This is a genomic window from Thalassospira sp. MIT1004 (assembly GCF_001858545.1).
Classification (GTDB): Bacteria; Pseudomonadota; Alphaproteobacteria; order Rhodospirillales; family Thalassospiraceae; genus Thalassospira; species Thalassospira xiamenensis.
The window spans coordinates 208,613-228,850 of the sequence record NZ_MCAO01000047.1 but is presented as its reverse complement, the minus strand read 5'-3'; the positions used below and the strand labels follow the sequence as shown (position 1 = coordinate 228,850).

Annotated in this window: 18 protein-coding genes; 12 read left to right on the top strand and 6 right to left on the bottom strand. The window is 55.8% G+C overall.

Annotated features, from left to right (window positions below):
- Window positions 1-14: 14 nt before the first annotated feature.
- Entirely contained in the window at window positions 15-3,725 is a 3,711-nt protein-coding gene (locus BC440_RS22220) for a vitamin B12-dependent ribonucleotide reductase (RefSeq protein WP_071241456.1), read from the bottom strand.
- A 967-nt stretch (window positions 3,726-4,692) separates the two neighbouring features.
- On the opposite strand from BC440_RS22220, the gene BC440_RS22215 reads away from it, so the two are divergent.
- From BC440_RS22215 to BC440_RS22180, 7 genes are all read left to right on the top strand, one after another.
- Window positions 4,693-5,055: an NADH:ubiquinone oxidoreductase subunit NDUFA12 gene (locus tag BC440_RS22215; protein ID WP_071241430.1), complete on the top strand. Its 363-nt coding sequence runs from the start codon at window positions 4,693-4,695 to the stop codon at window positions 5,053-5,055.
- A 156-nt stretch (window positions 5,056-5,211) separates the two neighbouring features.
- Window positions 5,212-5,727 (top strand): outer membrane lipid asymmetry maintenance protein MlaD, encoded by a 516-nt coding sequence (gene mlaD / locus BC440_RS22205; protein ID WP_071241429.1) that lies wholly within the window; start codon window positions 5,212-5,214, stop codon window positions 5,725-5,727.
- A gap of 155 nt (window positions 5,728-5,882) precedes the next feature.
- On the top strand, window positions 5,883-6,128 hold the full coding sequence (locus BC440_RS22200; RefSeq protein ID WP_007091962.1) for a hypothetical protein: 246 nt from the start codon (window positions 5,883-5,885) through the stop codon (window positions 6,126-6,128).
- 6 nt (window positions 6,129-6,134) lie between these two features.
- Window positions 6,135-6,578, top strand: a complete 444-nt coding sequence (locus tag BC440_RS22195) for a DUF2155 domain-containing protein (RefSeq protein WP_071241428.1) — start codon at window positions 6,135-6,137, stop codon at window positions 6,576-6,578.
- 421 nt (window positions 6,579-6,999) lie between these two features.
- Window positions 7,000-7,593: a YceI family protein gene (locus BC440_RS22190; protein WP_071241427.1), complete on the top strand. Its 594-nt coding sequence runs from the start codon at window positions 7,000-7,002 to the stop codon at window positions 7,591-7,593.
- A gap of 73 nt (window positions 7,594-7,666) precedes the next feature.
- Window positions 7,667-8,221, top strand: a complete 555-nt coding sequence (locus tag BC440_RS22185; protein WP_071241426.1) for a cytochrome b — start codon at window positions 7,667-7,669, stop codon at window positions 8,219-8,221.
- A 2-nt stretch (window positions 8,222-8,223) separates the two neighbouring features.
- Window positions 8,224-8,796 carry a YceI family protein gene (locus tag BC440_RS22180; protein WP_071241425.1) on the top strand — a complete coding sequence of 191 codons (573 nt, stop codon included), beginning with the start codon at window positions 8,224-8,226 and terminating at the stop codon, window positions 8,794-8,796.
- An 89-nt stretch (window positions 8,797-8,885) separates the two neighbouring features.
- On the opposite strand, the gene BC440_RS22175 is transcribed toward BC440_RS22180, so the two are convergent.
- Both BC440_RS22175 and BC440_RS22170 read right to left on the bottom strand, forming a co-directional pair.
- Window positions 8,886-10,496, bottom strand: coding sequence for a cache domain-containing protein (locus BC440_RS22175; RefSeq protein ID WP_247643644.1), 1,611 nt, complete (start codon window positions 10,494-10,496; stop codon window positions 8,886-8,888).
- Window positions 10,497-10,825: 329 nt separating this feature from the next.
- Window positions 10,826-11,524 carry an alpha/beta fold hydrolase gene (locus tag BC440_RS22170; RefSeq protein ID WP_071241423.1) on the bottom strand — a complete coding sequence of 233 codons (699 nt, stop codon included), beginning with the start codon at window positions 11,522-11,524 and terminating at the stop codon, window positions 10,826-10,828.
- 706 nt (window positions 11,525-12,230) lie between these two features.
- Here BC440_RS22170 and BC440_RS22160 point away from each other — a divergent pair.
- Window positions 12,231-13,568 carry an MATE family efflux transporter gene (locus BC440_RS22160; protein ID WP_071241421.1) on the top strand — a complete coding sequence of 446 codons (1,338 nt, stop codon included), beginning with the start codon at window positions 12,231-12,233 and terminating at the stop codon, window positions 13,566-13,568.
- Window positions 13,569-13,588: 20 nt separating this feature from the next.
- Here the strand turns inward: BC440_RS22160 and BC440_RS22155 are convergent, their stop codons facing one another.
- Window positions 13,589-14,065, bottom strand: coding sequence for an Lrp/AsnC family transcriptional regulator (locus tag BC440_RS22155; protein ID WP_007091953.1), 477 nt, complete (start codon window positions 14,063-14,065; stop codon window positions 13,589-13,591).
- A 481-nt stretch (window positions 14,066-14,546) separates the two neighbouring features.
- Between BC440_RS22155 and BC440_RS22150 the strand changes: the two genes are divergently transcribed.
- Together BC440_RS22150 and BC440_RS22145 are read left to right on the top strand one after the other, a co-directional pair.
- On the top strand, window positions 14,547-15,044 hold the full coding sequence (locus tag BC440_RS22150; protein ID WP_223305055.1) for a GNAT family N-acetyltransferase: 498 nt from the start codon (window positions 14,547-14,549) through the stop codon (window positions 15,042-15,044).
- Window positions 15,045-15,048: 4 nt separating this feature from the next.
- Window positions 15,049-15,495 carry an Rrf2 family transcriptional regulator gene (locus BC440_RS22145; RefSeq protein ID WP_007091951.1) on the top strand — a complete coding sequence of 149 codons (447 nt, stop codon included), beginning with the start codon at window positions 15,049-15,051 and terminating at the stop codon, window positions 15,493-15,495.
- Between the two features lie 86 nt (window positions 15,496-15,581).
- Here BC440_RS22145 and BC440_RS22140 read toward each other — a convergent pair whose 3' ends face one another.
- Window positions 15,582-17,561: a DEAD/DEAH box helicase gene (locus BC440_RS22140; RefSeq protein WP_071241420.1), complete on the bottom strand. Its 1,980-nt coding sequence runs from the start codon at window positions 17,559-17,561 to the stop codon at window positions 15,582-15,584.
- Window positions 17,562-17,775: 214 nt separating this feature from the next.
- On the opposite strand from BC440_RS22140, the gene BC440_RS22135 reads away from it, so the two are divergent.
- Both BC440_RS22135 and BC440_RS22130 read left to right on the top strand, forming a co-directional pair.
- Complete coding sequence (locus BC440_RS22135; protein ID WP_007091949.1) at window positions 17,776-18,336, top strand: hydrolase; 561 nt, start codon at window positions 17,776-17,778, stop codon at window positions 18,334-18,336.
- Window positions 18,333-19,070, top strand: a complete 738-nt coding sequence (locus BC440_RS22130) for an alpha/beta hydrolase (protein ID WP_071241419.1) — start codon at window positions 18,333-18,335, stop codon at window positions 19,068-19,070. Before BC440_RS22135 ends, BC440_RS22130 begins: the two co-directional genes overlap by 4 nt.
- On the opposite strand, the gene BC440_RS22125 is transcribed toward BC440_RS22130, so the two are convergent.
- A complete protein-coding gene (locus tag BC440_RS22125; protein WP_175484520.1) occupies window positions 19,067-19,999 on the bottom strand; it encodes a transporter substrate-binding domain-containing protein in 933 nt (310 codons plus the stop codon). The two genes, BC440_RS22130 and BC440_RS22125, sit on opposite strands and share 4 nt — an antisense overlap.
- Window positions 20,000-20,238 lie beyond the last annotated feature (239 nt).

Here is a 20,238-nt window from a genome sequence, read left to right as displayed (position 1 = left end):
TGGTGCGGGGGCTCTTACGAGCAGCCCGTAGTGCTTCCGCAAGAGTCGCATTTAAGGCAGGTGCCGTTGCGGACCAAGGTGAAGTTGCCGCATTCGGGGCAGCCGTCGCCTTCGTAGCCTTTCATGCGGGCTTCGCGGATGCGGTCCAGTTTAGCATCCGTGGCCGACATGACTTCTTCGCTGGCGTTCAGGATCGCGGTTTCGCTGCTGGTCGGGGCAGCGGTGGTTGCGATGCTGGCGGTTTCGGCCTGATGGCTGTGGTCATGCGAGTGGGCATGATCGGTACCGGTTGCCTTCATGATCACGCGTTCTTCGACCGGGGCACCGCCATCGACAACGTAAAGGTTGCGACGCACGAAGCCGCTGGATGCGACCTTGCGGATGGTTTCGATTGCGCGGTCTTCGGCCTTGGCTTCCTCGCCAAGGTCGCCCTCAGCCACACCCTTGCCAACGGCGTCCGGCAGAACGTCGGACGGCTGGACATGGGCGAGGTCGTTACGACCAAGATAGGAAATGGCCAGTTCGCGGAACATGTAATCAAGGATCGAGGTTGCCATTTTAATGGCGTCGTTCCCGGAAACCATGCCGGACGGTTCGAAGCGGGTGAAGGTGAAGGCTTCGACATATTCTTCAAGCGGCACGCCATATTGCAGGCCGATGGAAACCGCAATGGCGAAGTTGTTCATCAATGAGCGGAAAGCAGCGCCTTCCTTGTGCATGTCGATGAAGATTTCGCCAAGTTTGCCGTCTTCATATTCACCGGTCCGCAGATAGACCTTGTGTCCGCCGACGGTGGCCTTCTGGGTGTAACCCTTGCGGCGTGACGGCAGGGAACGACGGTCGCCACGAATGACGCGTTCGATGATTTTTTCGACGATCTGTTCGGAAACAGCGGCCGCCTTGGTTGCGGTCGGCTGATCGGCGTAATCGTCTTCTTCGACCAGCGCCGCATTCAGCGGCTGGCTGAGTTTCGAGCCATCACGATAGAGCGCGTTTGCCTTGAGGCAGAGACGCCAGGACAGCATATAGGCGTCCTTGCAATCCTGGATCGAGGCATTGTTCGGCATGTTGATGGTTTTCGAAATCGCACCGGAGATGAACGGCTGTGCCGCAGCCATCATGCGGATGTGGCTTTCAGCCGACAGGTAACGTTTGCCGATACGGCCACACGGGTTGGCGCAATCGAATACCGGAAGGTCTTCGTCACGCAGGTGCGGGGCCTGTTCCAGCGTCATCGCGCCGCAAACATAGGTGTTTGCCAGTTCGATCTGCTTTTTGTCGAAGCCAAGGGCGGCCAGCATGTCAAAGTCCATGCTGTTGAGTGCCTTGGCATCAAGGCCAAGCTGCTTGACGCAATATTCTTCGCCAAAGGTGTATTTGTTGAAGACGAATTTGATGTCGAATGCGTTGGCAAGTGCGCCTTCGATTTTCGAAATCGCATCATCGTCAAAGCCCTTGGCCTTGAGATCGTCATGGGTAATGGTTGGCGAACCGACCAGGGTGCCATGACCGACCGCGTATTTTTCAATGTCGCGGATCTGGCGTTCGGTATAGCCGAGTGTGGCGAGTGCAACCGGAACGGTGCGGTTGATGATTTTGAAGTAACCGCCACCGGCAAGCTTTTTGAACTTCACAAGCGCGAAGTCCGGCTCGATCCCCGTCGTGTCGCAATCCATGACCAGACCGATGGTGCCGGTCGGCGCGATAACGGTGGTCTGTGCGTTGCGATAACCGTGCTTTTCGCCCAGTTCCAGTGCCTTGTCCCATGCGGCACGTGCGGCAACCGGAAGTTCGGCATAAGGAGAATCAGCAGCAACCAGCGGAACCGGATTGATCGACAGGCCTTCGTAGCCTTCCTGTTCGCCGTGCGCGGCACGACGGTGGTTGCGCATGACACGCAGCATTTCCTTGGCGTTATCGGCATAGCCCGGGAAGGCACCGAGTTCGGACGCCATTTCGGCCGAGGTCGCATAGGAAACGCCACACATGATTGCGGTCAGGGACGCGCCGATTGCGCGGCCCTCGTCGCTGTCGTACGGGATGCCCATGCTCATGAGCAGGCCGCCAATATTGGCATAGCCAAGGCCAAGCGTGCGGTAACGATAGGACAGTTCGGCAATACGATCCGACGGGAATTGTGCCATCAGAACCGAGATTTCCAGAACAACAGTCCAGAGACGCACGGCATGTTCATATGCCGCGACATCAACGCCACCGTCGTCAGAACGGAAGTTCATCAGGTTCAGCGACGCCAGGTTACAGGCCGTATCGTCAAGGAACATATATTCCGAGCACGGGTTGGACGCATTGATGCGACCCGAATTCGGGCAGGTGTGCCATTCGTTGATGGTGGTGTCGTACTGGATACCCGGATCGGCACAGGCCCATGCGGCTTCGCCGACCTTGTCCCACAATTCGCGGGCGGCAAGGGTTTTATGAACCTTGCCATCGGTACGGCGGATCAGTTCCCAGTCGCCATTATCGAGAACAGCCTGAAGGAAGTCGTTCGAGACGCGAACCGAGTTGTTCGAGTTCTGACCCGAAACGGTCAGGTATGCCTCGGAGTCCCAATCGGTGTCGTAGGTCTTGAAGCTGATTTCGGTGAAGCCCTGACGGGCGAATTCGATGATCTTGTTGATATAGCTATCGGGGATCATCACCGCACGGGCGGCCAGCACGGCTTCTTTGAGCTGCGGGTTGGCACGCGGCAGGAAGCGATCCTCGGAATCGGCGGCACCGTCCCAGTTGGTGCAGGCAGCCAGAACGTCGGTCAGGTGCTTTTCGGCCAGTTTCGAACCGGCGACGAGGGCTGCGACCTTCTGTTCTTCGACGACTTTCCAGTCGATATAGTTTTCGATGTCCGGGTGGTTGATATCGACCACGACCATCTTGGCCGCACGGCGCGTGGTGCCGCCCGACTTGATCGCACCAGCTGCGCGATCCCCGATTTTAAGGAAGCTCATGAGGCCGGAAGAACGGCCGCCACCCGAAAGCGTTTCGCCTTCGCCGCGCACGTTCGAGAAGTTCGAACCGGTGCCCGAACCGAATTTGAACAGGCGGGCTTCGCGGGTCCAGAGATCCATGATGCCGCCCTCGTTGACGAGGTCATCGGAAACCGACTGGATGAAGCAGGCATGGGGCTGCGGATGTTCATATGCGCTGGCCGATTTGGTCAGTTCGCCGGTTTTGAAATCAACATAGGAGTGACCCTGCGCCGGGCCATCAATGCCATAGGCCCAATGCAGACCGGTATTGAACCATTGCGGCGAGTTCGGCGCGCCCATCTGGTGGGAGAGCTGATAGCGCATTTCATCAAAGAAGGCCTGGGCATCGGATTCGGCATCGAAATAGCCGCCCTTCCAGCCCCAATAGGTCCAGGTGCCCGCAAGGCGGTCAAAGACCTGGGTGGCGCTGGTTTCGCTGGTGTAGCGGGACTCTGATGGCATTTTTTCGAGCTTGGCCTTGTCGGGCGCCTGACGCCAGAGCCAGGACGGAACGTCCTTTTCCTTGACCGGTTTCAGCGCGACCGGAACACCCGCCTTTCGGAAGTATTTCTGCGCCAGGACGTCACTTGCCACCTGCGACCAGGAGGACGGGACGTCGATATCTTTCATTTCAAAAACAACCGATCCATCGGGGTTTTTGATGACGCAGGATGACTTACGAAAATCGATGTCTGCGTAGGGGCTGACACCTTCCTGGGTGAACTTTCTGCTGATCCGCATGGTCTGCTCCGTTTTGGTCAGACTTGATGTCGTGCGCATAAGCACCAACACGGCCTGAACATTATATAGTTTGCTCAACGCTCATACGCTGCCCCCTGACCCTTATAAACGGCCATGATTGGGCGAACGGAATTCGGTAATCTGTGGTGGTGGTTCCTTGGTTGTCCCCCCTTGGAACCGTCCTGTCCGTGGGCAGGACTATAAGGGGAAAATTTCGGGCTCGTCCACCAAACTTTGTGGTTGACAGCAATTTTTATCACTAGATGTAGTGTTTCAATTGATGTCGCGCATATCTGATGTTTGGAAAATCTCGTTAAGATTGTTTAAACGCGCGGCAAGCCCGCGGAATACTGCGCTTTTGCCGCGGCGGCGGCGAGGGCAAGCCCGTAAGACTCGGACTACATGTTGTGCCGGGACGAGAGAACCCCCACAAGGCAAAAACAAGCTAACGCCGTTTGGATTTGAAATCCAGCATCAAGCACAAACAATCTTGTCCCTGTTGTTTTGTTAGCATGAAAAAGTTCGATAACATTTTGATATTTATGTGAAAATCGTTGTTTCCGTCCGGCGCGAATTTTCAAGCCGGGCAGGGTATGTTTCAAACCGTTCGCGTTGAAATGCTGTGGATAAACAGGTGGACAAGGCGGCGTGATGATTGTGTTGCAATGAGTCGGGCATACACAAGTGGTTGTGGGTTGTTTTGATGGTGTTTTCGCGGAGTCATACCCCATATTGTGTGTATATTGTGTGTCTGTGGCGGTTTCGGGCGGCCGTGTGCGGGAAATGCGATGTGATGGCCTGTCTGAAACATTGACTTTGCGCTAACATCACGACATATAAGGTCCTTATTGACCGCCGGACACAGGCCGCAAAATCAGACCCGCCAGCAAACACCGGTTTGCATATACGGGCCTTTTGTCTGCGCGCCGCCAAAGGCGGAAGAACCAGATCTGGAGAGAGACCACACATGGCCACCGTCGGGACCCGCATTTATACCGCGCTGTATGGCAAACGCGTCGGCGAAGACCGTTTTGGAAATATCTATTACACCGAAAAGAAAGCCGCCAATGGTCGCCGTGCGAAACGTTGGGTGATCTATAAGGGTATTACCGAGGGTTCCAAGGTTCCGGCTGAATGGCATGCATGGCTGCATTACACCGTTGATGCGCCGCTGTCGGAAAAGGCCGAAGACCGTTATGAGTGGCAGAAAGAACATCTGCCGAACCTGACGGGGACCAAGCATGCCTATCGCCCGAAAGGCCATGAATATAGTGGTGGCAAGCGTGCGAAAGCGACCGGTGACTATCAGGCATGGTCGCCGGAAGGCTGATCAAAGATCGGTATATTCTGCATCCGGGCGCGACAATATGTTGGCGCCCGGTTGTGTTTTTGCTGTGTTTTGCCTGATGGTAATTGACCCGGTTGTTTTTTCGGGTCGCACAAGACAATATGCAGATCAACAAGATACCACAGACGGATCGTATCCATGAGCAACAGACTGATCGAGAGCCTTGCCGGGGCAGCCGTAATCGCAGTGGCGGTCGGCTTTGCGGCCTATTCCTATTCCCGGGCGGGCATCGAGTCTGTTGACGGATACGAACTTTCGGCAAACTTCAACAGGGTTGATGGTTTGGTGGTTGGCAACGATGTGCGGATTTCGGGGGTCAAGGTTGGCTCGGTCACGGCACAGGAGCTGAACCCGCAGACCTATATGGCCGTCGTCAGGATGACGGTGCGTTCGGATATCGAATTGCCGACCGACAGTTCGGCCAAGATTGCATCGGACGGTTTGCTCGGCGGCAAGTTTGTATCGCTGGAGCCGGGCGGGGATATCGATATGCTGGCCCCGGGTGGCGAGATTGAATACACGCAAGGATCGGTCAATCTGGAAGAACTGATCGGGCAGGTGATTTATTCGTCCGGTGGTGGTGCCGGTGGTGGCTCCGGTGGGGGTGCCAATAATGAGGCGGGCAGCACTTCATTGGAAGAAAGCCCGCAATAGGCAGACAGGGCAGATCGGTACAGGCGGCCATGATTTTGCCGGTTTTGCAGGTCAGTTTCCCCAGAATATCCTTTGGGCAGCTTGCGTGAAGCGATGTCGACACCGATATTCTCGGCAGATATCCAAAGCAGATCGAAAGGCAGCGGAGCCAATTGATGAGCAAGTCTGAGAGCATGAACAAGAATTTCCCCACATGGCAGGACCCGAAAGGGGCGCCGCTTTCGTGTGTGGAGAAAATCAAGGTTCTGAACGAGAATTTCGGCGAACTGCGCGACATGATGCAGGACGCCATGGAAGACGCGTTGCTGATGGGCTGCGACGAGGAACAGTTCCGCCAGGTGATGCGCAGCGTCGTTGAAGAGCTGCACAATCCCTATGGCAAGCCAGACGATCAGGACTGATTATTGATGAAAACCAAGATAGTGTTTGGTGCTGCTGTTGGCGCGGTTGTTTCGGTGGCGGCAATGACGTCTGCCTTTGCGCTGGATTACCGCCCGGCCGAGATCGCCCAGCTTCAGGGGCTTGATAAAATCACCGCGCGTATTTCGACATTCGAGGTGCCGGTCGGCCAGATGGCGAAATTCGGCACGCTTTCGATCCGGGTGGATGCCTGTTATCGTACGCCGCCGGAAGAACGCCCGGAAAGTGCCAGTTTCCTTGAAATCTCGGACCAGCGCGAAGATGCCAGTGGCACGGTTGATCAACTGTTTTCCGGCTGGATGTTTGCATCTACCCCCGGTCTGTCAGCCCTTGAACACCCGGTTTATGACGTTTGGGTCAAGGAATGCATTGATGCAGGCGATCAGGGAACCGGGGCCACCGAACAGGGGCAACCGGCACCGGCCCAATAATCTTGCCGCCGGGAACGCGTGATGCGCCATGTGTTTTCAAAACCTTCGGAGCATCAATTGTTTCCCAATGCTGGCCGATGCAAAGTGTGTCGGCCACAATTGTTTGGACGGGATGATTTGTGACGGCGTGATTTCAAGCGGTTTGACGTTACGTCATGCGGGGGATTCGCGGTTTGGGTGATGCGCCGTTTGCCTGTTGTTGCGCGAAATTGCGGGCAAAGTGCAGTGATTTTAGTTTCAATATAAGACCGTTCTCATTCTGGATAAAATAAGGCGGAAACGCCGATGATTGTTTCCATATGAGAAAATGAGTGTTGAGGACTGCCCGACTTGAGGCGGCGGAGGTCAAGTGTCATTCTCTGTTCAGTTTGTTGCGATGCGGTATTGTGTGTCGAACGATTTTGAAACAAGGGATGTGCATATGTTTACTTCGATCAAAAAGGCCGGTTTTGTTCTGGCGATTGCGGCGGGTCTTTCGGGTGCGGCGGTATCGGCGCAGGCAGCCGAGAATTACAAACTTGATCCGACGCATACCAGCGTGATTTTCATCGTTAACCATCTTGGTTTTTCCAACTTCCAGGGCCGTTTTGGCGGCACGAGCGGCGAGCTTACCCTGGACCGTGAAAACCCGGCAGCATCGTCGGCCACCATTTCGATTGACCTGACACAGGTCGATAGCGGTGTCGAAGGTCTCGACAATCATATGAAAACCGCTGATTTCCTGAATGTTGAACAGAGCCCGACCGCGACGTTCAAAAGCACTTCGGTTGAGATGACTGGCGACAAAACCGCCACCATCACCGGCGATCTGACGCTTCTGGGGCAGACCAAGCCGCTGGTTCTGGACGTGACGCTGACCGGTGAAGGCGATCACCCGATGACCGGTGATCATGTTCTTGGCTTTGGCGCGACCGGCACGGTGACCCGTTCGGAATATGGCATGAACTATCTGGTTCCGGCTGTCAGCGACGAAGTCGAACTTCAGATTTCGGCCGAGTTCCTGAAACAGAAATAATGATACTGACACACCGGCGGCGGCAGATGATGGCCCCGCCGGTGTGTCTGTTTTTGATCAGAAAGGATCACATATGGCGCTTCGCAGTACGCAAACGGGCTTTGGTCCGGTGACCAAGGGGTTTCACTGGCTGATTGCGATCCTGTTTGTCACCATGTTTGCGATTGGCTGGTATATGGATCTTCTGCCGCTGGGACTGGAAAAGCTGGCATGGATTTCGCGCCATAAATCGATTGGTGTGACCATCCTTTTGCTGGTGGTTTTACGCATCATCTGGCGTCTGACCGAACAGACACCGGAAGGGCTGGGCGAAAAGGCATGGGAACGACAGGCCGCGAAGCTTGCGCATTTCGCGCTTTATGCCGTGATGCTGGCCATGCCGCTTAGCGGGTGGTTGATGTCGTCGGCGGCGAATTTTTCGGTCAGTGTGTTTGGCCTGTTCACGCTTCCTGACCTTGTCGGGCCGGACAAGGTGCTTTATGAACAGCTGCGTTTCACCCACTGGATACTGTCCTGGGCGATTGTCGGCCTTGTCGGGCTGCATGTGTCGGCGGCTTTCAAACATCATTTTATCAATCGCGATGCGACGCTCCGCCGGATGCTTCCGGGGACGGGGAAAGGGAATTGATCATGACGTCTTTGTTTAAAAATATTCTGCGGGCTTCGGTGATTGTTCCGGCGATTGCCGTTTGCGCACCGGCCTTTGCCGCCGATACATGGCAGGTCAAAGCCGATGACAGCGATATTAAATTTGCAGGCACCCAGCTTGGTGCGGATTTCGAAGGTGCGTTCGATAAATTTACCGCCGAGATCGTATTTTCGCCGGATGATCTTGCCGGATCAAAGGTTAGCGTTCTGATCGATATCGCGTCGGTTGATACCGAAAATGCCGATCGCGACAGCCAGATCATTTCCGCAGACTGGTTTGATGTCGCCCAGTGGCCGACAGCAAAGTTTGAAACCAAGTCGTTCCGGGAAATCGGCCCAGGCCAGTATGAAGCACTGGCTGATCTGACGATCCGTGACGTGACCAAGGAAGTTGCGTTGCCCTTCAATCTCGAGATCGAAGGCAACGAAGCCGACGCGGAAGGGACGCTTGTGATCAAGCGTACCGATTTCGGCGTCGGGCAGGGCCAGTGGAGCGACACCAGCCAGGTTGGTGATGAGGTCACCATTCGTATTGATATCGACGCGACCCGGTAATCCGGATCGCCGTCTGGTTCTGATCCATGCAAAACAGCCGCCCGGATTACAGGCGGCTGTTTTTATTTGGATCGCAGAGTTGGCTGAAATCAGGCCGAGGCGCTGCGACGCAATTCGGCAAGGAAGCTTTCGACGGCTTCGTCGAGGGATACGGCTTCGGTGACGAGCTTTTCGGCGGTCTGGGCAAGCTGGGTCGTGCCCGAAGATACCTTGCCCGCATTGTCATTGACGGTTTCAATGCGTTCGGACACTTCGCGGGTGCCGTTGGCGGCTTCTTCGACGTTGCGCGCAATTTCGCCGATGGCGGCGTGCTGTTCTTCGACCGCGGCCGCAATCGCGGTGGAGCTATCGGCGACCTTAGCAATGGTTTCGGAAATGCGGCGGATGGCCTCGACGGCCTCGCCGGTTTCGTTCTGGACCGAGGTGATCTGCTGATTGATTTCCTCGGTCGCCTTGGCGGTCTGGTTGGCAAGGTTTTTGACCTCGCTTGCGACAACCGCAAAGCCCTTGCCCGCGTCGCCTGCGCGGGCGGCTTCGATGGTGGCGTTCAGGGCCAGAAGGTTGGTTTGTTCAGCGATGTCACCGATCAGTTTGGCGACGTCGCCGATTTTTTGCGCCGCATCGGCAAGGCCGGTCACGGTTTCATTGGTGCGGGTGGCTTCGTCATTTGCCTGATTGGCGATATCGGCCGAATGCGCGATCTGCTGGGCGATTTCATCGGAGGAGGCGGTCAGTTCCTCGGTCGCGGCCGAGACGGTCTGAACGTTGCCCGATGTCTGGGCCGTTGCGGTTGCAACCGCGCCGGAAAGCTTGCTGTTCATTTCGGTCGCGGACTGCATGTTTGCCGTCGCTTTTTTCATATCGGCAATCGATGCTGATATAGACTGGATCAGCCCCTTTACCCGGCTTTCAAGATTACGGGCCATTTCAAGCACGTCTTGACGGCGTTTGTTATCCGCCTCGGTTTCCTGCTGTTTCTGGCGATCCTGAAGTTTGCGGTTTTCGCGTGCCTGTTCGCGGAAGGCAACGACGGAGCGTGCCATATCGCCGACCTCATCACTGCGTTCCTGGCCTTCGATGTGGCCTTCGAGGTCACCATTGGCGATGTGGGTCATGCGTTCGGAAAGTTTTTGCAATCCGTTGGCAATGTCGCGCCCGATCCAGATTCCCGTCACGGCAATCAGGGCGACAATGATGCCGCACAGGATCATGAAGGATGTTGCGGCCTCCCAGAAGGCGGTGTCGACATCATCGATATAGATGCCGGTGCCAATTACAGCCCCCCACGGCAGGGGATGCGCATAGGACAGTTTTTCAAAGGTCAGTTCTTTGGGTTGACCGGGTTTGGGCCAGAAATAGGTTGAAAAACCACCACCGGGTGTGCTGCCTGCCTTGACCAGATCCTTGATGAAATAGGCGCCGGTTGAATCCTGAACCGCAGAGAAGTCCTTGCCGGCCAGTGCGGGGTTTGCACCATGCATGACCATGGTGTTATCCTTGGTCAGGGCAAAGAAATAGCCGATATCGCCATCGTACTTGCCTGATGCCGCGACCTTGTAGAAGGCGTCGATTGCTGCCTGCTGGTCAAGCTCACCGGACTTGACGCGTTGCTGGAAATCATTGGCGAGCGAGACGACATATTCCGTGGTCGCACGGATTTTTTCCTTTCGGTCTTCAAGCAGCGTGGTTCGCAAGTTCATCAATTCCACGAAGGAAATGACGATAAGTCCGATAAGAGCAACTATTGAAAGACCCGCAATTTTTCGGCCAATTTTGATTTTTTGCAGCATGAGACGTTTTCTCCCGGTGACGCCAATGCGAAAATGTCGGGCGGGACACCCCGGCCCGAACCCCTGATAGTCTTTATATCTACCACCATTTTTGTATAGCTAGCTATCCTAAAGTGGTATGTTTGGGCGCGGTATTTCACGCGCAGATGTTAAACGTCGCGCGGGAATCGAAAACACCTGCCATCGGTTCGATGGCAGGTGCCCGTTGTGCGGCTATTCAGAAGGACCGGGCCCGATCATCAGCCGAGGTGTTTTTGCAGGAATTTTGTCGCCAGCATGATGCCTTCTTCGTCGATGCCGTGCTGAAGGCCGGGGCGTTCGTGCAGTTCGGTGTCAAAGCCGTTGGAGGTCAGGGTATCAAGCGCTAGGCGCGATGCCTCGATCGGGACGACCGGATCAGCGGTGCCATGGACCAGCAAAACCGGCGGTCTGGTTTTGATCGCACTTGCAAAGGCTTCGTCGCCCAGAAGCGCGCCAGAGAAACCGACAACACCAGCCAGGGCCGGATCGCGGCGCGGGGCGGTTTGCAGGGCCATCATTGTGCCCTGCGAGAAGCCGATCAGCGCCAGTTTATCCGCCGGAAGGTCATGTTCGGCGAGAAGGGTGTCGATGAAGCGGTCGATATAGGCGGCATTTTTCGCCGCCCCCTCGGCCATGGCGCGAAGCGCGCCGGACATGGTTTCCGGCTGGCGACGGAGGAATTCCGGATCATATTCGGCCAGACTGAACCATTGCCGCCCGAAGGGCGACATTTCGCATGGAAACGGGGCATTGGGCGAATAAAACGCGGTGTCGGGCAGGGCACGGGCAAAATGCGGTGCCAGCCCGATCAGGTCATTGCCATCGGCACCATAGCCATGCAGCAGGATCACGATGCTTTTGGTCGTGCCTGATGCGGCCGGCAGCATCGGGCCGTTCAATGCGGTTTCAGCGGTCATGTCAGATCAGATCCCTTTGTTTGTCTTTGTTCCTGATTAGCAATGCTGCGTGGCAACGACCAGTCTTTTTATATCTGCTTATATCTGGCGATTTCCTGTGGCCGCAATTTGACCGGCCTGGGTTCCCCTAAATGATGCGAAAGATGATCGGTTTGCCAAGGATTGCATCAGGCCAAAGAGCAGGTCCGTCGGACAAATGCCGGATGGGTATGCATCGGGCATGTAAATGACGGAACAGGGTAGTGATACGGGTTGTGATAGCGCCTGTGGATAACTTTGGGGATAATTGGTTCGGTATAGTCAGAATTGATCAGGATTTCTGCTGTGAAAGTATGAAATTGCGTCGAGAGACTATGCATTGGGATAGTATTTTGGACAGGAAACATGGCCAAATGGCCGAAAATTTTTTCATAAATTTATCGCAGTTTCACAGTCGTTTGAGGGGGATTGTGAAAAAACTGTGAAACGTCGTTCCACGACAAACCGGAAATTTACCGATGCCGGGTACGCGCAAAAATCACCTAAAGGGTGAATAAGCCGCGGAGGTTGTTCACGAATGTGGATTCTTTGATGCATAACAGTTCCAAAGGTGCCTTTTGCGCCGGTGCAAACTGTGTCACAAGAAGTCCTCCGGGTGATCCGGAATTCGCCCCATCCGATCAGACGATTTTCCGAGGCCCCGATGAGTTCCCCGACGAGTTCCCCTGTGAGCCGCACGCGTCGCTGGTTCGGCAAGGGGGATCGACGCGTTCTGGCGTTGACCCTGCCGATTATCCTTTCGAATGCCACCGTTCCGTTGCTGGGCGCGGTTGATACCGCCGTGGTCGGTCATCTGGACAGCCCGCATTATATCGGGGCGGTTGCGGTCGGGGCGCTGATTTTTTCCTATGTGTTCTGGAGCTTTGGCTTTTTGCGCATGGCGACCACCGGGCTTGCCGCACAGGCCGATGGTCGGCGTGATCCCAACGGGGTCCGGGCGGTGTTTGCCCGTGCGGCCCTGATTGCGGTGACGGCGGGGCTTGCGGTTATGGTGCTGCAATGGCCGATCATTGAGCTTGCGATGGCCTTGATCCGACCGACCGCGGCGGTCGAGGCGGCGGCACGGGATTATTTCCATGTGCGCATCTGGGCATCGCCCGCGACATTGATGCAGTACTGCATGCTGGGCTGGTTGCTGGCGATGCGTGACGCGCGCGCGGTGTTTATTTTTCAGGTTGTTCTGAACAGCCTGAACATGGTTCTGGATATCCTGTTTGTCCAAGGCTTTGGCTGGGACGTCAAGGGGGTGGCAGGGGCCACGGTGATTGCCGATTATTCCGGTGTGATGCTGGGCTGGTTTTTGATGCAGCCGCATTTAAAACGGCTTGGCGGGACGTGGCGCGGGATTGGTATTTTTGATCGAACCCAACTGGCGCGCCTGATGAAAATCAATGGCGATATCTTTGTGCGCACCATGGCGCTGACATCTGCCTTTGCAATTTTCACCAGTTTTTCCGCTCGCTTTGGCGAGGTGACATTGGCGGCGAATGCGGTTTTACAAAACTTCCTGATGTTTGGCTCCTTCGCGCTGGACGGGTTTGCCCATGCGGCGGAAACGCTTGTCGGGCAGGCATACGGGGCGGAGCGGCGCAAACAGTTCCTTTGGGCGGTGCGCAAAACCACGATCTGGGCGATTGTATCGGCGGTGGTTATGGCGGCGATCTTTGGCCTTATGGGGCCGTGGATCATTGATGGCCTGACGTCGATCCCGGAAGTCCGCGATGCGTCATACAGCTATCTGTTATGGGCGGTGATGTTGCCGATTACCGGGGTGCTTGGTTTTCAGTTCGACGGGGTGTTTCTGGGCGCGATGCAGACCAAACACTGGCGCAACATGATGCTGTTGTCGGTGGCGATCTATGCCGGGATGGCATGGGGGGCGGTGGTGGCGGACAGCAACCATCTGCTGTGGGCGTCGTTTAACGCGTTTTTCCTGCTGCGCGGGGTGACGCTGGCGGTGCTGTTTCCGACGATCATTCCTGCCCGCCGGGTTGCCACGGTTTAGGGCAGGGGGCCGCGTGTCCCTTATGCCTCTGGCACGGGCAGGGTGGTGCTGTTTTTGACTTCGTGCAGGGTGAAGCTTGATTTGATGTTGGCGACACCGGGCAGCTTCATCATGACGTCGGACAGGAAACGCTGATAGGCGGCCGGGTCCTGCACGACGATGCGCATCATGTAATCCTGATTGCCGACCATGGCATAGCAATCAACGATTTCCGGGTGGGATTGCACGGCGGTTTCAAAGCGGCGCAGCGACGGTTCGTCATGCTGGGTCAGGGACACGGTGACAAAGACATTCACACCCAGACGCAGATGTGACGGGGCCAGCAGGGCGACATATTTGCGGATCACGCCGCTTTCTTCGAGCTTGCGCAGGCGGCGCAGGCAGGGAGACACGGAAAGACCGACCTTATCGGCCAGTTCGACCATCGAGATGCGCCCGTCTTCCTGAATCTCGCGAAGAATTTTGCGATCAATTGCGTCGAAACCGTTGCGCGCCATGGCGTGCCCCACTCCTTATACTCGATGGATATTATTGTGATCCGGGTTGATTTTGCCGCATTGCGGGCTTTGCATAAATTACCCGCCAGCGCAAAAATCATGCTGCGCGATAAGCCATGACTTCGCGTTCCTGTCAATCCTTGCGTGATCCGGGCGTGATCTTTTTACGGTAACAGATTGTGATTTCGAAGCCGGACCAAAAGACCCCGAAATTCCCGGTTGCCGGGTAGGGCAAAACAGTCTGGTTTGCAGTGCGAAAAGCGTTAGGACTTGCATGGAACAAATATCGGCGTTATGTCGTTCAAATCCTTGCATTGCTTTGCTTTGTTCGCACTTGCGGCGGAACTTATCGTTGCCGCGCGTGGTAATGACAGTGTAGTATAATCGTACCAATTTACGTATTTTTACGGTGGTTATTCTCCTGTCAGGAGCTGGGGGGTTGGGGTTTTGCCAACCTGCAGGACAAGAAAGGCATTACGTGGTGGACGCTGCGCAAGATACACCGGGATATAACCTGGTCTCGATTGGCGAGCATAAAATCAATATCCGTCCGGCGGTCAAGGATGACCTTGCCAATGTGGTCGCGCTTGACGACCGCACAACGGGCCTTCGCAAGCCGGAATATTGGGATGACCTGTTCACCCGTTATGGCAACAGGAAGGATTCCCGGTTTTTCCTGATTGCCGAAGAAGGCGATACGTTGCTGGGCTGCATTTTCGGGGAAGTCCGGTCATGGGAATTCAACTCGGTCCCGTGCGGCTGGGTCGGCACTGTCAGTGTTGAGCCGAATTTGCGCATGGGCGGGATCGGCAGCATTCTTTACAAGGAAATCTGCCGCTGTTTCCGCAAGGCCGGTGTGACCAAGATCCGCACCATGATCCCGCGCGATGCGACCGACCTTATGTCGTTCTTCCGCGCGCAGGGCATGATGGCCGGACCCTTTATCCAGCTTGAAACCGATATGGACGAAGGGGTGTAACGCCATGATGTCTTTGCAAAAGGCGACCCTGTTTGCGCTGTATGCCGTGCTGGAACTGGCCGAGGATACCGACCGGCAGCTTTCGGCATCCGAAATCGCCGAGAGATACAATATTTCGACCAACCATCTGGCGAAGGTCCTGCGCGATCTGGGCCGGGCGGGGCTGGTTGAATCGGTCCGTGGGGCCGGTGGCGGTTATCGTTTCTGCGGCAATGCCAAGCGCACGACGTTGCTTGATGTTGTCAGGCTGTTTGAGGAGGTCGGTGCAGGCCCGACAAGCGGCATTGTGCAGGATACCAATGCTGGTGTCGCGCTGTCTCAGGTGATGGACGAGATAGAGGAAATCACCCATGCAACCCTGCTGTCGATTTCGATTGAAACTATGCTGAAACTGATGCGCAAGCGCCGACCGGAAAAACCGCGGTCGACAGGATTGTTCCGCGCGGTATAAGCCGCCATTTCAGATAATCGCACCAAAATCAAAAGGCCGTCAGAGCAATCTGACGGCCTTTTTCGCATTCGATGAACCGGTAGGGATCAGCCTTCGCTGCCGGTCGTTTCGGCGTCCGCAGTTTCGGTTTTGGCGGCCTTTTTCGGGGCCGGTTTTTTGCGCGGACGACGGGCGGCTTTCGGTTTTTCTTCCTTGGCGGGCGCGTCATCGGCCACCGGTGCAGATGCAGGTTCCTGAGCCGGAGCTGGAGCCGGAGATGCAGCAGGAGCAGAAACGACTGCTGCCTCGTCCTTGGTCTCTGGTGCCGGGCTTGCCTTTTTTGCGGTTGCCCGTGTGGTTCTGGTGCGGGTCGGTTTGGCGCGTGCGGTTTTCGCCGTACCGGTTTTTTCTGACGCGGATTTTTCTGACGCGGATTTTTCAGCCGTTACTTTTTCGGCAGAGGCCTTTGACGATGTTTTTCTGGCCGGTGCCTTTTTCTCGACCTCGTCGGCGCGCGGCTTGCCAAGGCTAGAGGCCGGGACCGGGGTCAGAAGGAAGGCCGGAGTATGGTCAGCAAAACCGATGACCGGCTTGTCGTCACGATCATGCCGGTCATGACGATCATAACGATCATCGCGATCACGACGCGACGCGGAACGGCCAGAAGAACGATCATTACGATCCTGACGTTCAGGACGGTTCGAACGTTCGTTACGCGGTTTTGCGTCACGCTGCGGCGTACTGTCACGCGGCTGCTGGGCCGGACGTGCGTCCTGCTGCTTTGCTTCTGGCGCGGCGGCAGGGGCATTGGCACCGGTATTGGCAGCCTTGCTGTCGCGTTCTGCGCGGTCGTTACGGTTATTGCTACGTGCCGGACGATCATTGCGCGGGGATGCATCACGCTGCGGCGCCTTGCGGCTTTTCTTCACACGGCGTTTCTTGCCGGTGAAGTCGAGTTCAAGGGTTTCGATGCCTTCAAGCTCGGTCAGCGGAATATCCATGTTGATGGATTTGTTGATCGCAGCAACAAGTTTGCCGTCTTCGGGCACGGCCAGCATGAAGGCCTTGCCTGCGCGGCCGGCACGACCGGTACGGCCGGTACGATGGACGTAATCCTCGGCGTTGAAGGGCACGTCGAAGTTAAAGACGTGCGAGACATCGGCAACGTCAATGCCGCGTGCGGCAACGTCCGAGCAGATCAGCAGGGTGATTTCGCCCGTTTTGAATTTATCAAGCGTTTCGGTGCGTTCGCTCTGGACCAGATCGCCATGCATGCGACCGGCATTGAAGCCGTGCTTGGTCAGCGATTTGAACAGGATATCGACGTCTTTTTTGCGGTTGCAGAACACAAAGGCGTTTTTGACGTCTTCCTGACGGACAAGTTTGCGAAGGGCTTCGCGTTTGTCCATTTCATCCATGACAAGGAGTTTATGTTCCACCGTGGTCGCCATGGTCGAGGGCGGGGAAACGGTGATTTCCTTGGGATTGGAGAGGAATTTGTCGGCAAGGCGACGGATTTCCTTGGGCATGGTCGCCGAGAAGAAAAGCGTCTGGCGCTGTTTGGGCAGCATATTGACGATTTTTTCAATGTCGGGAATGAAGCCCATATCAAGCATGCGGTCGGCTTCGTCGATCACCAGCAATTTGCAGTCCGACAGAAGCAGTTTGCCGCGTTCAAAGGTATCGATCAGGCGACCCGGGGTCGCGATGATGACGTCGGCACCTTTTTCGAGGATTTTCTGCTGTTCGACGAAGGATTCCCCGCCGATGATCAGTGCCTTGGACAGCGACATGTATTTGCCGTAAATGTCGAAGTTTGCTGCTACCTGGGTCGCGAGTTCGCGGGTCGGTTCGAGAATGATCGAACGGGGCATCCGCATGCGCGCACGGCCATGATGCAGGATATCAAGCATCGGCAGGACGAAGCCTGCGGTTTTGCCTGTACCCGTCTGAGCACAGCCCAAAATATCACGTGCCATCAGAACGGACGGAATGGCCTGGCTCTGAATGGGGGTCGGGGTATCATAGCCGGCGTCTGCGACGGCTTTGAGGATATCTTCGCTCAGACCGAGATCGGCGAAATTCATATGGTTCGTTTTCCCGCAATAGAATGCGTTATGATGTGATTATCGCTGCGATAAAGCAGCTTGCGTCGTAAAGCGAAGCCTTAATTAAGTCAAGAAAAACGCCTCAAAAAAGGGTTAAAGAGGCAAATTAACCCGGTGCGAGAGGCTTGTTTGCCACAGACCGGAAGCGTAATCTGGTGAAATAGACAATGAAACGGGGAGAAAAACGGTGTTGATGGATGCATCACGTGCAAGTCTGGTGATTATCGATGTTCAGGAGAAACTCTATCCGGCGTGTCAGGACCCTGATCAGACCGTCGAGAATTGCTGCTTTCTTGTCAAATGCGCCAATCGTTTGAATGTTCCCGTCATTGTGACTGAACAATATCCCAAGGGGCTTGGCCATACGGCGGCCCCGATCCTTGATCTGGTGATGAAGGCATCCGATACGGTCGATGGCGGCAATGTCGTTTCCAAGGTCAGTTTTTCAAGTGTGCCAGCCGACGGCTTTATGGAAAAGATCGAAGAAACACCGGGCCGCGACCAGATCGTCATTGCCGGGATGGAAACCCATGTTTGTGTGCTTCAGACCGTGATGGAGCTGATTGATCGCGGGCGCGAGGTTTATGTGGTGGCCGATGCGGTGACATCGCGCAGCATGCATGACAAGATTTTCGGCCTGGAACGCATGCGCGATGCCGGGGCGAAAATCGTGACGCGGGAAAGCGTGATGTTTGAATGGCTGCGCGTGGCAGGCACCCCGGAATTCAAGGAATTGAGCGCGCTGATCAAATGACGGCCAATCCCCATACGACCATTCCGGTCGTCTTTCTGTCGGGCATGCTGGCCGATTATCGGATGTGGCAACCGGTGATGGCCCGCATGGATGCGCGTGCCCGGCGGGGTGTTGCCCCGGCGATCACGCCGATTATCCCGGCACTTGATACCAAGGATGATGTGGTGGCCATGGCAAGGGATGTCCTTGAACAGGTGCCGGATCGTTTTGTGTTGGTCGGGATGTCGATGGGCGGTTATGTCGCGTTTGAAATCCTGCGCATGGCGCGGGAACGGGTATCGCATCTGATGCTGCTCAATACGCGCGCGACGGCCGATGATCCGGTGATACGTCGGCGCAGGCTTTTGCTTGCCCGGCTTTCGGGGCGGAACCTGCCGTTCAGGGGGATCAATGACGCGATGCTTGATGACATGCTCCATCCCGATCATCGGCACAATCGAGAACTTGTGGGCCTGCTTTCGGATATGGCGGAGGATCTTGGCGAGGATGTTTTCAAGCGCCAGATCATAGCCGTTGCCAACCGGCCGGACAGCATGGCGTTGTTATCGGAACTCGATATCCCCTGCACCGTGATGGTGGGGGAGGCTGATCGGGTGATCAGCCCGGCATCGCATCATGACATGGCGGCCCGCATTCCCGGTGCACGCATGATCGAGGTTGCCGGGGCCGGGCATTATGTGCCGCTGGAACAGCCCGATATATGCGCCGATGCGCTTTGTGCGCTTATTACCTAGGGCGTTGATGTTTTGGTGTCGGACGGGGTGAGTGTGTCGCTCAGGACCATTTCGATGGTGTTTTCATTGGTCAGATACTGCGCATAGAGTTTTTCCAATGCACCACTGCTGCGCTGTCTGGCGAGGTAGCTGTTAAAGTGCCGCATCAGGCGGGCATTGTCGGGGGTGGCGGGCAATATCAGGCGGTTGATCGTATTCATCAGCGATGTCGGGTGGATCGACAATGCGGCAATTTCATCATCGGTCAAATGGGCGATCTGTTTAAGCGATGCCTTTTGCGCATATCCGCAATAGATCAGCGCAACATCAACCCGCCCGGCAAGCAGCAGGGCAATTGACTGTCGAATTGAATTGAACCGGGTGATATCAAATCGACCGTCGCGCAGATGGCGGGCCAAGGGGCCATGCAGTTCAAGGCCGCGCGCGATGGAAACCTGAAGCCCGTCAAGGTCGGCGGCGGTTGTGATGTTCAGGTCGCGCTGCTTAAGGGTAAGGGCAAGAAGGCTTGTCGTGCTGATACCGTCCGAAAAGATGACGGTATTGCTTGCCGTGTTGCCGGGAATGCCGATGAAGCCCGCGCGATTGTTGCCGCTGTTTTCAAGCGCGCGTTTGAGCGGCAATTGCTGAAAGGACATATCGATCTGCTGAAACTTGCTGAAATCACGCAGCAGATCGTATAGCGCGCCATTGGCATGGCCGTTAAGCTGATAGCTTTGCGGATAGAATTCCTGATCGGCAAGCACGGTCAGATGCAGGTCATCGGCACTGGTTGCATTGGCGGCATTGGGCGCAACATCGGGATAGCCATCACTGGCCTTTGCCCCCGCGCCAAAACCGGTGATTGCAACGGCGATGACAAGACCGGCACATGCCATGCGGAACAAGGATGGCCGGATCGATTGCCAGACGGACAGAATATGCGACGTCAAGTGTACCCTGTTTTTCATTTCAGGGTCGCCAGCCAGTGCCAGAGGCAACCAGATGGGCGCGCGCAATTTGCCGATACGTGCCATTTCTGGCAACGGTTATTCCCCATTCGAGTAGTCTTCCCTGTTTTTATCGGCACTTATTTTCATGCCTGAAACCTACCCTTCAGAGTAGTTGGCAACAGGGTGCCCGGAATAAAGGGCAAGAGCAAGCATGATAGGGGCAAAATTATACCAATTGC